This is a genomic window from Microbacterium sp. P5_B6, from assembly GCF_056400345.1.
Genome location: NZ_JBFULL010000010.1, coordinates 100,502 through 112,302, shown reverse-complemented (window position 1 = coordinate 112,302; position 11,801 = coordinate 100,502). Strand labels below are relative to the sequence as shown.

The following is an 11,801-nucleotide window of genomic DNA, read 5'->3' as shown; positions in this document are numbered from 1 at the left end:
GATACGTACAGGCCGAGCATCTAGCGCTCGAACGCCAGCTTGTCCTTCTTCGTCCACTCGGGACGATCCGGCACCTTCGCGGGCATGACCTCTTCGGTCTCGTCATAGAGACTGTCGAAGTCGAATCCGATCGCGCCCGTGGCGGCTTTGCGCTTGGTCTCCACGGCGGCTTCCGTGGCGTCCTCGTGGATCTCCATGAGCGCGCGCCGCGTCGCACCCAGGGAGTCGAAGGCGCCGGCCTTGATCAGGGACTCGACGGTGCGCTTGTTCGCGACGTGGACGGGCACCTTCGTGAGGAAGTCGTGGAAACTCGCGAACCCGGTGTCGGTGCGGGATGCGACGATCCCGTCGACCACGTTCGTGCCGACGTTGCGGACGGCGCCGAGCCCGAAGCGGATGTCTTCCCCGACGGCCGCGAAGTACCGGATCGACTGGCCGACGTCCGGAGGCAGAACCTTGATGCCCATCCGGCGGCACTCGTTGAGGTACACCGCCATCTTGTCCTTCGAGTCGCCGACACTCGTGAGGAGGGCGGCCATGTACTCGGCGGGGTAATGCGCCTTCAGATATGCGGTCCAGTACGACACCATGCCGTAGGCGGCGGAGTGCGCCTTGTTGAAGGCATAGTCCGAGAAGGGCAGCAGGATCTCCCACAGCATCTGGACGGCGGCATCCGAGTACCCGTTGGCGTGCATGYCGGCTTGGAAGCCCTCGAATTGCTTGTCGAGCTCGGACTTCTTCTTCTTGCCCATCGCGCGACGGAGGATGTCGGCCTGACCCAGGCTGAAGCCGGCCACCCGCTGCGCGATCGCCATGACCTGCTCCTGATAGATGATCAGGCCATAGCTCGTGTCCAGGATGTCGGCGAGCGACTCGGTGAACTCCTCGTGGATCGGCGTGATCTCCTGCTGGCCGTTCTTGCGCAGCGCGTAGTTGATGTGAGAGTTCGCACCCATCGGCCCTGGCCGGTAGAGCGCGATCACGGCCGAGATGTCTTCGAAGTTGTCGGGTCGCAGGAGCCTCAGAAGCGACCGCATGGGTCCGCCGTCGAGCTGGAACACGCCGAGGGTGTCGCCCCGCGAGAGCAGCTCGTAGGACGCGGCGTCGTCGAGCGCGAGGTCTTCCAGGACGAGCGGATGACCGCGGTTGGCCTCGATGTTGTCGAGCGCGTCGTTGATGATCGTGAGGTTGCGGAGCCCCAGGAAGTCCATCTTGATGAGTCCGAGCGACTCGCACGCGGGGTAGTCGAACTGCGTGACGATCTGGCCGTCCTGCTCCCGCTTCATGATCGGGATGATGTCGATGAGCGGCTCGCTCGACATGATGACGCCGGCGGCGTGCACGCCCCACTGGCGCTTCAGGTTCTCGAGCCCGACGGCGGTGTCGAAGACCGTCTTGGCCTCGGCATCCGTCTCGATGAGCGCGCGGAACTCGCTCGCCTCTTTGAACCGGGGATGCTCCCTGTCGAACATGCCCTCGAGCGGCATGTCCTTGCCCATCACTGCAGGCGGCATGGCCTTCGTGAGGCGCTCCCCCATGCTGAATGGGAACCCGAGGACGCGCCCGGCATCCTTGAGCGCCTGCTTGGCCTTGATGGTTCCGTACGTGACGATCTGGGCGACGCGCTCGTCGCCGTACTTCTCGGTGACGTACTGGATCACCTCGCCGCGGCGGCGGTCGTCGAAGTCGACGTCGAAGTCGGGCATCGAGACGCGATCGGGGTTGAGGAAGCGCTCGAAGATCAGGCCGTGCTGCAGCGGGTCGAGGTCGGTGATCTTCATCGCGTAGGCAGCCATCGATCCGGCGCCCGAGCCGCGGCCGGGACCGACGCGGATGCCGTTGCGCTTGGCCCAGTTGATGAAGTCGGCGACGACCAGGAAGTACCCCGGGAAGCCCATCTGGACGATGACGCCCGTCTCGTACTCCGCCTGGGCCCGCACCTCGTCGGGGATGCCGGCGGGATAGCGCTCGTTGAGGCCGTTCTCGACCTCTTTGACGAACCACGACTCTTCCGTCTCGCCGTCCGGCACCGGGAAGCGCGGCATGTAGTTGGCGCTCGTGTTGAACTCGACCTCGCACCGCTCCGCGATGAGCAGCGTGTTGTCGCAGGCCTCGCGATGATCGCGGAAGATCTGCCGCATCTCGGCGGGTGACTTGACGTAGTAGCCGTCGCCGTCGAACTTGAAGCGCTTGGGGTCGTCGAGCGTCGACCCGGACTGCACGCACAGGAGAGCGGCATGACTGCCGGCGTCGTGCTGATGCGTGTAGTGCAGGTCGTTGGTGCCCACCAGCGGGATGCTGAGATCTTTGGCGATCCTCAGCAGATCGGTCATCACGCGGCGTTCGATCGACAGCCCGTGATCCATGATCTCGGCGAAGTAGTTCTCTTTTCCGAAGAGCTCCTGGAACTCCGCGGCCGCCGCTCGTGCGGCGTCGTACTGGCCGAGGCGCAGACGGGTCTGCACCTCGCCCGACGGGCAGCCGGTCGTGGCGATGAGGCCCTTGCCGTATTTCTGCAGCAGCTCGCGGTCCATGCGGGGCTTGAAGTAGTAGCCTTCGATGCTCGCCTTCGACGAGAGCCGGAAGAGGTTGTGCATGCCCTCTGTCGTCTCGGAGAGCAGCGTCATGTGGGTGTAGGCGCCCGAGCCCGATACATCGTCGTCATTCTGCTCGGGAGTGCCCCAGCGCACGCGCGCCTTGTCGGAGCGATGCGTGCCGGGGGTGACGTACGCCTCGATGCCGATGATCGGCTTGATCCCGGCATCCTTCGCGGTCTTGTAGAACTCGTACGCCGCGAAGGTGTTGCCGTGATCGGTGACCGCGATCGCGGGCATCTCGAGACGCATGGCCTCCTGCACCATCGGACCGATGCGGGCCGCCCCGTCGAGCATCGAGTATTCGCTGTGCACGTGCAGGTGAACGAAGGAGTCGGATGCCACCCATCGAGTCTAAGGAGGCCCGGCGACACGGCGGCTATGGCGAAGGGCCATGTCGGGTCCGCGCATCAATTGCACCGAGCCCGCGCGAGACCGCCGCTATCGTGGGCGGCATGCCGACGCCCGACTTCATCCTCGACCTGCGCCGCTTCGTCGGGACCCGCCCGCTCCCCCTCGTCGGGGTGACCGCCGTTGTGGTCAGGGATGACGAGTTGCTTCTCGGCCGCCGCAGCGATTCCGGGCGACTCACCCCGGTCACGGGCATCGTCGACCCCGGTGAGGAGCCGGCGGACGCGGCCGTGCGCGAGAGCCTCGAGGAGGCGGGCGTCTCGATCCGCGTGGACCGGCTTGCGTGGGTGCACCAGATCCCCCGCATTACGTACGACAACGGCGATCAAAGCGACTATCTCGACCTCACCTTCCGCTGCAGCTGGGTCCAGGGCGACCCCTACCCCGCTGACGGAGAGATGCTCGATGTGGGCTGGTATCCGCTCGCGGTCATCGACGATCTCGACGGAGACATGGCGGCACGGATCCGCTCCGCGCTGACGACAGAGCCCGGAGCCGCCTTCGAGGGCGGACGGTGATGCAGGGACATTCGAGGCTCGCACGGCTCACGACGCCTGAAATATGACACGAGAGCGTCCGGGGCGAAGAATGAAGGCATGACGACCCTCGCCGCACCCGCCGACGCTCCCCCGACAGCACCCGCCACGGCCCTGCGGCCACCACGCGGGCTGGCGATCTTCTGGATCGTGGCGGGCACGATGGGAGGCGTCGTCGCGTTCCTGCTGTATCTGGAGTACATCGGGCAGCTCACGGATGCCGCGCCGCTCATCTCCTGCGCGATCAGCCCCATCGTGACGTGCGGACCGAACCTGCTGTCCCCCGGCGGGAACCTTCTCGGCTTCAGCAACTCGATCATCGGCATCGTGCTCTTCGGCGGACCGGTCTACGCCGGGGTGAGCGCGCTCGCCGCGCCCGGCGGCCTGCGCCCCTGGTACTGGAGGGTGTACGGGCTCTTCGTGCTCGGCGGATTCCTCCTCGTGCACTTCTTCGCGTGGCGGAGCGTCTTCGAGTACGGGTCGCTGTGCCCGTGGTGCATGATCGTGTGGCTCGTGACGATCCCGCTCTTCTGGTTCACCCTCGGCTGGTCGCTGGGCGACGGAGTGTGGGGGCGCGGCGACGGCGTCGGACGCGCGGGGCGGCTCATCCTGGCCTGGGCCCCGCTCATCACCATCGTCGACTACGCGATCATCGCGGTGTCGGCGCAGGTGCGCCTCGACGTCCTCGGCTCGCTCTTCTGACGCCGATCACGTGAGCTCGCCGGCACCGGCATCCGACATCCGCTGATCAGTCCCCGCGCAGCACCTCGAGGGCATGGGCGAGATCCGCGGGGTAGTCCGACCGGAACGTCACCCATTCGCCGGTGTGCGGGTGCGCGAACGACAGCTCATGCGCGTGCAGCCACTGACGGCTGAGGCCGAGCCGCGCCGACAGCTTCGGGTCGGCACCGTAGAGGGGATCGCCCACGCACGGATGCCGATGCGCCGCCATGTGGACCCGGATCTGATGCGTGCGCCCCGTCTCGAGGTGAATCTCGAGCAGGGATGCGCCCGGGAAGGCCTCGAGCGTCTCGTAGTGCGTGACGGAGTCCTTGCCCGCCGGCGTGACGGCGAACTTCCACGAATGCGTGGGATGGCGTCCGATGGGGGCATCGATCGTTCCGGCAAGCGGATCCGGATGCCCCTGCACGACGGCGTGATAGATCTTCTCGACCTCGCGCTCCTTGAAGGCGCGCTTGAGAGCCGTATACGCCTGCTCCGACTTCGCGACCACCATGAGCCCGCTGGTGCCGACATCGAGGCGGTGGACCACGCCCTGTCGCTCGGCGGCGCCCGTCGTCGCGATGCGGAATCCTGCGGCGGCGAGCGCGCCCAGGACCGTCGGGCCTTCCCACCCCACCGAGGGATGCGCGGCGACCCCGGACGGCTTGTCCACGACGACGATGTCGTCATCGTCATAGACGATGCCGAGGTCCGGAACGGCGACCGGGATGATCTCCGGCTCGCGCCTCGCCTCCCACTCGACCTCGAGCCAGGCACCGCCGCGGAGCCGATCGGACTTGTCGACACTCCGGCCGTCCATGCGGACCCCGCCGGCCTCGGCCACCTCGGCGGCGAAGGTGCGGGAGAAGCCGAGCATCTTCGCGAGGGCGGCGTCCACCCGCACTCCGTCGAGCCCGTCCGGGACGGGAAGGCTGCGCGACTCCACGATCAGTCCGTGTGCTGTGCGGGTGCGGCGGACTCGATCTCGGGCTCCGCGTCCGCGGTCTTCGTCGGCCGGGTGCCGTCGAGGTGCGGGCCTGCAAGCACGAGGAGGGCCACGGCGATCATCATCGACACGATGAAGATGTCGGCCACGTTGTAGATCGCCGGCATCATCCAGGGCGTGTGGATGAAGTCCACGACGTGCCCCACCGCGAAGCCGGGCTCGCGGAACAGCCTGTCGGTCAGGTTTCCGAGCACCCCGCCCAGGAGAAGCCCGAGCGCGACCGCCCAGAGGCGTGATCGCACGCGCTTCACGGCGAGCCACACGATCACCACGGCGACAGCGGCCAGCGCGATGGAGAAGACCCAGGTCACGTTCTCGCCGAGCGAGAACGCAGCACCGGGGTTTCGGATCAGGTAGAAGATGAGGAAGTCGCCGATGACATGAACCGCTTCCTCAGGAGGCAGGTTCTCGATCGCCAGGTACTTCGTGAACTGGTCGGCGGCCMGCACCAGCACCGCGAGGATCGCGATGATGGTGCCGGCCGCCGCCTGACGAAGGGGAGCTCGGCCTGTCAAAGGCTCGACTCAGAGGCCGATGGCCGACACCGGAGTGGGGCCCGAGGCGTTCGCCGACGTCTCGAGGTCACGGAGGTGGCCTTCGATGTACGTGCGCAGCTGCTGACGGTAGTCGCGCTCGAAGTTGCGGAGCTCGGTGATGCGACCCTCCAGGGTGGCGCGCTCGCGCTCGAGGCGACCCAGTTCCTCGCGGCCCTTGGCCTCAGCCTCGGTGACGATCGCGGTGGCCTGGGACTGCGCGTCGGCGATGAGCTGATCGCGCTTCGAGAGGCCCTCTGCGACGTGCTCGTCGTGGAGGCGCTGAGCCAGCTCGATGATGCCGGCGCTCGCGGCTGCCGGCGGCGCGTCTGCGGCGACGGCAGGGGCGGGAGCAGGGGTCTCGGCGACAGGTGCCGGGGCGGCCTCGGCGGGAGCCGCGGAAGGCGTGGCCCCCGACTCGTACTCCGCGAGCTTCGCCTTCAGCTCGTCGTTCTCGGCGATGGTCTTGCGCCACTCGACGACGATCTCGTCCAGGAAGTCATCGACCTCGTCCGGATCGAAGCCTTCCTTGAACCGGACGTGCTGGAACTGCTTGGTGACGACGTCATCGGGGGTCAATGCCATTGTGATTCCTCTTTCGAGCGCTCAGGTCGCCGGCTGTCGAAGCGGTCGAACCCCGGGGCGGGCCGACCGTCCCAGCAAAGCATAGTCGCCCCGTCTGAGGAGTTGCGAGCGAGGACGGCCGCAGTGACCCGTGGCGTCAGTTCGCGATCGAACGCGTGACCGACAGCAGGACGAGACAGAGCAGCATGGTGAGCGAGAACCCGAAGTCCAGTGCGATCTGGCCGACGCGCAGCGGCGGTATGAGCCGCCGGAAGAGCTTCAGCGGCGGGTCTGTGACGGTGTAGACGACCTCGGCGGCCACAAGCCCCGCACCCTTCGGTCGCCATTCGCGATTGAAGAAGGGGATCCAGTCGAGTATCAGCCTGATCAGCAGGATGAGGACGTAGATCAGGAGAAGCGTGTTGAGGACCGCGGCGATGACGCGGATGATGTCCACGGTCTACGGAGCGAACGAGACCGACTCGGAGTCGGCCTGCGCGACCGATCCGTCGCCGGACACGTTGACGCTTTCGGGAGAGAGCAGGAAGACCTTGCTCGTCACCCGTTCGATGCGACCGTACAGCCCGAGCGAGAGCCCGCTTGCGAAGTCGATGAGGCGGCGGGCATCGGCGTCGCTCATCTGCGACAGATTGATGATGACCGGGATGCCGTCACGGAAGTTCTCGGCGATGACCTGCGCGTCCCGGTACTGCTTCGGGTGCACCGTCAGGATCTCACTGATGGTCGCCGGGGCGGGCTGGCGGACGACCGCCGGGCGGTGCAGCGGCGTCACCGTCGCCGACGGCTTCTCGACGGGCTGCACTGCTTTGCGGCTCGACGGCTGCGCCGCAGGCTCCTCGTAGACCTCTTCCTCATCGGCAAGGCCGAGGTAGACCATGGTCTTCTTGAGCGGGTTCGACATCGCATCCTCCATGTGTGTGCTCGCCGTCTTCCTCGTCTTCACCGAGGTTAACGGCCGGTTGGCCTGGGTCCTGTGATTGCAGAGCCGATACGCAGGTGTGTCGCGCCTGCCGCGATCGCCTCGGCGAAATCCGCCGTCATGCCGGCGGAGATCCACGTCGCATCGGGCACGACTGTTCGCACCCGTGCGCTGTGGCTCGCGAGGCGCTCGAACGCCGCGGCGGGCTGCTCGTCGAGGGGAGCGACCGCCATGACTCCGCGTACCTTCAGCGAGGGACGGAGCGCGACATGCTCGGCGAGCCGTTCGATCTCAGCGGGAGCGACACCGCCGCGCCCTGGGTCTTCCGTGAGATTGATCTGCAGCAGGACGTCGAGTGCCGGCATCCCGTCTCCCGCTGCGTCAAGGGCATCGGCAAGCCGCGCCCGGTCGAGCGAGTGCACGACGGATGCGGCCGCCCTGATGGCACGCGCCTTGTTCGTCTGGGCCTGCCCGATGAAGTGCCACGTCAGATCCTCACGGTCACCTACCTGGCCCACCTTCTCGGTGAGCTCCTGCTGGCGGTTCTCGCCGACGTCGCGAACCCCGAGATTGCAGAGTTCCCGCACGACGGATGCCGGATGGAACTTGGTCACCACGATCCGCGTCAGGGCGCCCGGATCGCGGCCCGCTGCATGCGCAGCGTCCGCGATCCGGGCGTCGACCTCGGCGAGCCGGTCGGCGAGGTCACTCACTGCTGATTACTTCAGGAAGTCGGGGATGTCGAGATCGTCGTCCCCGAACGTCGAGTCGTAGGTGTCGGTCGCGACGCTCACCGACACCGGCTCGCGCTCGAGGTCGCGCGCGACCTCGTCCGCCGAGGTGACGGGAAGGGCTGGTGTCGCCGGTGCGACACGGGCCGCGACGATCGGCTCGATCCGGGTCTGCGGCTCGCCGCCGTCGAAGCCCGCCGCGATGACGGTGACGCGGACCTCATCGCCCAGCGTGTCGTCGATGACCGTACCGAAGATGATGTTGGCCTCGGGGTGCGCTGCTTCCTTGACCAGCTGTGCGGCGTCGTTGATCTCGAAGATGCCGAGATTCGATCCGCCCTGGATCGAGAGGAGCACGCCGTGCGCACCCTCGATCGAGGCCTCGAGCAGCGGCGATTCGACCGCGAGCTCCGCTGCCTTGATCGCCCGGTCGGCGCCCCGCGCCGAGCCGATGCCCATGAGCGCGGATCCCGCACCCTGCATGACCGACTTGACGTCGGCGAAGTCGAGGTTGATCAGACCCGGGGTGGTGATGAGGTCGGTGATGCCCTGCACACCGGCGAGGAGCACCTGATCGGCGGTCGCGAAGGCCTCGATCATCGAGATGCCGCGATCGCTGATCTCGAGGAGCCGGTCGTTCGGCACCACGATGAGGGTGTCGACCTCTTCCTTCAGCTTGGCGACGCCGGTCTCAGCCTGCTGCTGACGGCGACGGCCCTCGAAAGAGAAGGGCTTGGTCACGACACCGATCGTGAGCGCGCCGATGGACTTGGCGATCTTCGCGACCACCGGCGCACCGCCGGTGCCCGTGCCGCCGCCCTCACCCGCCGTGACGAAGACCATGTCGGCACCGCGAAGGGCCTCTTCGATCTCTTCCGCGTGGTCTTCGGCCGCGCGACGCCCGACCTCAGGATCGGCGCCTGCGCCGAGCCCTCGGGTGAGCTCACGACCCACGTCGAGCTTGACGTCGGCATCGCTCATGAGCAGTGCCTGCGCGTCGGTGTTGATCGCGATGAACTCGACGCCGCGCAGGCCGAGGTCGATCATGCGGTTGACCGCGTTGACGCCGCCGCCGCCGACGCCGACGACCTTGATCACCGCGAGGTAGTTCTGGTTCTGGCTCATGCCGGCCTCCGTCTTTCCGCCCCGAAACCTTAAACCTCAAGTAGAGGTGTAAAGAATTGCTGAGTATGCATTTCCTTGAGTTCGAAGGTAAGCGGCGCATCGAAGCGAAGGCGGAGCGGCGCGGGCGTGTCGCGACATCCCGATCGAGATCTGTTCGGCGGTCACGCTGCGACGACCCGAGACCTGCCCTGCGGGTCGTGTCGCGACATCCCGATCACGATCAGTTCAGCCGGCGCTCAGCGCACGACGACGGCGTGCGGCGACGACACGTCGTAGGCCCTCACGGTGGCAGGAGGACGCTGGAGCATGACCTTCTCCAGCACGAGCGCCTTCATCGCCGAGTCATCGGCGCTTCCCCAGACGACATCGCAGTTCGCTCCACCCAGCCGCAGTGTGACGTCGTCTGCCGTGGTCGCCGAGATCGCGGTCACCTGGTCGCGGATCGAGGCAGGAAGGGTCCGCATGACCTGGCCGACAGCCTTGAAGGCGCGGGAGTCGGTGCCGCCCGCGATCGTGAGCAGGGGACGCCCCGCGGCCGGGCTCTCGGTCGTCGAGAGCGCGACTCCTGCGGAGTCGACCAAGGTGTAGCCGGCTCGCGACTGCACGAGTCCGATCGGGAGCCGCTCGACGATGCGCACCACCAGCTCATGCGGCGGCCGCGCCTCGAGGGAGTACGACTGGACCAGCGGGAAGGCGATGAGCGCCGCCTTCACGGCGCTCTCGTCGACGAGCGGAAGCGGCGTGCCCACCTGATCGTCGAGCGCCTGCTCCACGGCGACCGGATCGAGGAGCGACGTGCCGACCACGGTCACCCGCTCGACGCCGAAGAGCGGGCTGTAGGCCGCCGCCAGGGTGGTCAGGATGAGAAGGACGACGGATGCGCCCGCGCCGAGCCACAGCATCCGCCGGCGCCGCTGGCGCACAGTGAACCGCCGGACCTCGGCCCGCAGGGCTCGCCGGCGGGCACGGGCGGCGCGCCACACATCGCGCACCCGGATGGGATCGCCCTCGCCGGTGGTCCCGAATGGCGCAGGCGCCGCGTCGTCCGACGCCATGTCGGGAAGCCGTGCGGGGCCATCGAGCGCGATGACCGGCGCGAGAGCCTCACGGTCGTCGGAGCGGTCGAGGGACTCTCCGGCTTCTTCGGATTGCTCGGGCCCTGCGCCGGTCGCCGAGTCACCGTCGGTGGCGATGCTCGCCGTCGGCGGAAGCGGGGGCGGTCGGCGCACGGACTACTCCCCCGGGGCCGTCCGCGCGAGCGCGTCCAGAACCTGCGGGATGATCTGGTAGACGTTGCCGCATCCCAGCGTGATGACGTAGTCCCCGTCCTGCGCGATCGAGGCGGTGTAGTCGGCCGCCGCCTGCCAGTCCGCGACGTAGTGGACGTGCGAGGGGTCGTCGAAGGCCCCGCTCACGAGTTCGCCGGTGACCCCGGGCACGGGATCCTCGCGGGCGCCGTAGACGTCGAGCACGATGGTGTGGTCGGCCGTGCCCTCGAGCACCTCGGCGAACTCGCGGAACATGTGCTGCGTCCGGGAGTAGGTGTGCGGCTGATGAACCGCGATGATGCGCCCGTCGCCGACGACGGTGCGGGCGGCGCTCAACGCGGCCGCGACCTCGGTCGGGTGGTGGGCGTAGTCGTCGAACACGCTGACGCCGCGCTCGACGCCGTGCAGCTCGAACCTGCGGATCGTGCCCGAGAAGCCCTCGACGGCGCGCACGGCCGGCTCGAGCGCGTACCCCAGCGTGATGAGCACCGCCACGGCCCCGGCTGCGTTGATGGCGTTGTGCTCGCCGGGCACCAGCAGCCTGGCCTGGACGGACTCGCCGGCATAGCTCAGCGCGAAGGAGACCGGGCCATCGGTCCGGATGTCGACCGCCTGCACGTCTGCGGCATCCGACGTTCCGAAGGTGACGACACGCGAATGCGTGAGCATCCCGGCGACCCGCTGTGCGCCTGCGTCGTCCGCCGAGATGACGACCGCCTCGCGGGCGGCGTTCGCGAACGAGGCGAAACCCGCGTAGAACGCGTCGTCGCTGCCCCAGTGGTCGAGGTGGTCGGGGTCGACGTTCGTGATGAGCGCGATCGAGGTGTCGTAGAGGAGGAAGGTGCCGTCGGATTCATCCGCCTCGATGACGAAGAGCTCGTCCGAGCCGGTCCCGCTCGAGACGCCGAGCTGTGCGACGACTCCCCCACTGACGAACGTCGGGTCAGCATCGAGCGCCTGCAGCGCCGTGACGATCATCCCGGTCGAGGTCGTCTTGCCGTGGGCCCCGGCGACCGACACCAGACGGCGGCCGCCGATGAGCCAATGGAGCGCCTGCGACCGGTGGATGACCGGCATCCCACGATCCTTCGCCGAGACGAACTCGGGGTTCTCGGGCCAGATGGCGCCGGTGTGGATCACCGTGTCGGCGTCACCGAGGTTCGCCGCGTCGTGGCCGACGTGCACCCGGGCTCCGAGGGCGGCGAGCTCGCGCAGCGCGGCACTGTCGGAGCGGTCCGATCCCGACACGCGGATGCCGCGCTCGAGGAACATACGGGCGAGGCCCGACATGCCGGAGCCCCCGATCCCGATGAAGTGGGCGGCCTCGATGGTCTCGGGAATGGGAAGGCTCAGGTCGGGTCTGATCATGA

Annotated in this window: 11 protein-coding genes and 1 pseudogene; 2 read left to right on the top strand and 10 right to left on the bottom strand. The window is 67.7% G+C overall.

The window, feature by feature from the left end; translation table 11 throughout:
• Positions 1-23: 23 nt before the first annotated feature.
• Positions 24-2,939, bottom strand: a pseudogene (dnaE, locus tag AC1DP3_RS14330) (DNA polymerase III subunit alpha); the annotation flags it as partial.
• 110 nt (positions 2,940-3,049) lie between these two features.
• Between dnaE and AC1DP3_RS14325 the strand changes: the two are divergent.
• Both AC1DP3_RS14325 and AC1DP3_RS14320 read left to right on the top strand, forming a co-directional pair.
• Complete coding sequence (locus tag AC1DP3_RS14325; RefSeq protein ID WP_477294379.1) at positions 3,050-3,523, top strand: NUDIX hydrolase; 474 nt, start codon at positions 3,050-3,052, stop codon at positions 3,521-3,523.
• A gap of 78 nt (positions 3,524-3,601) precedes the next feature.
• Positions 3,602-4,243 (top strand): vitamin K epoxide reductase family protein, encoded by a 642-nt coding sequence (locus AC1DP3_RS14320; RefSeq protein ID WP_477294377.1) that lies wholly within the window; start codon positions 3,602-3,604, stop codon positions 4,241-4,243.
• A gap of 46 nt (positions 4,244-4,289) precedes the next feature.
• On the opposite strand, the gene AC1DP3_RS14315 is transcribed toward AC1DP3_RS14320, so the two are convergent.
• From AC1DP3_RS14315 to murC, 9 genes are all read right to left on the bottom strand, one after another.
• Complete coding sequence (locus AC1DP3_RS14315) at positions 4,290-5,210, bottom strand: RluA family pseudouridine synthase (protein WP_477294375.1); 921 nt, start codon at positions 5,208-5,210, stop codon at positions 4,290-4,292.
• Positions 5,211-5,212: 2 nt separating this feature from the next.
• The gene (gene lspA, locus AC1DP3_RS14310; protein WP_477294373.1) at positions 5,213-5,785 is read right to left on the bottom strand and encodes a signal peptidase II; all 573 of its coding nucleotides are present in this window, start codon (positions 5,783-5,785) and stop codon (positions 5,213-5,215) included.
• A 9-nt stretch (positions 5,786-5,794) separates the two neighbouring features.
• Entirely contained in the window at positions 5,795-6,388 is a 594-nt protein-coding gene (locus AC1DP3_RS14305) for a DivIVA domain-containing protein (RefSeq protein WP_477294372.1), read from the bottom strand.
• A 136-nt stretch (positions 6,389-6,524) separates the two neighbouring features.
• Positions 6,525-6,824, bottom strand: coding sequence for a YggT family protein (locus tag AC1DP3_RS14300; RefSeq protein WP_477294370.1), 300 nt, complete (start codon positions 6,822-6,824; stop codon positions 6,525-6,527).
• Between the two features lie 3 nt (positions 6,825-6,827).
• A complete protein-coding gene (locus tag AC1DP3_RS14295; protein ID WP_477294368.1) occupies positions 6,828-7,289 on the bottom strand; it encodes a cell division protein SepF in 462 nt (153 codons plus the stop codon).
• Between the two features lie 47 nt (positions 7,290-7,336).
• Positions 7,337-8,020 (bottom strand): YggS family pyridoxal phosphate-dependent enzyme, encoded by a 684-nt coding sequence (locus AC1DP3_RS14290; RefSeq protein WP_477294366.1) that lies wholly within the window; start codon positions 8,018-8,020, stop codon positions 7,337-7,339.
• 6 nt (positions 8,021-8,026) lie between these two features.
• Positions 8,027-9,163 (bottom strand): cell division protein FtsZ, encoded by a 1,137-nt coding sequence (gene ftsZ, locus AC1DP3_RS14285; protein ID WP_477294364.1) that lies wholly within the window; start codon positions 9,161-9,163, stop codon positions 8,027-8,029.
• A 236-nt stretch (positions 9,164-9,399) separates the two neighbouring features.
• Positions 9,400-10,392 (bottom strand): cell division protein FtsQ/DivIB, encoded by a 993-nt coding sequence (locus AC1DP3_RS14280; protein WP_477294362.1) that lies wholly within the window; start codon positions 10,390-10,392, stop codon positions 9,400-9,402.
• Between the two features lie 3 nt (positions 10,393-10,395).
• Positions 10,396-11,799 (bottom strand): UDP-N-acetylmuramate--L-alanine ligase, encoded by a 1,404-nt coding sequence (murC, locus tag AC1DP3_RS14275; protein ID WP_477294361.1) that lies wholly within the window; start codon positions 11,797-11,799, stop codon positions 10,396-10,398.
• Positions 11,800-11,801: the final 2 nt, after the last annotated feature.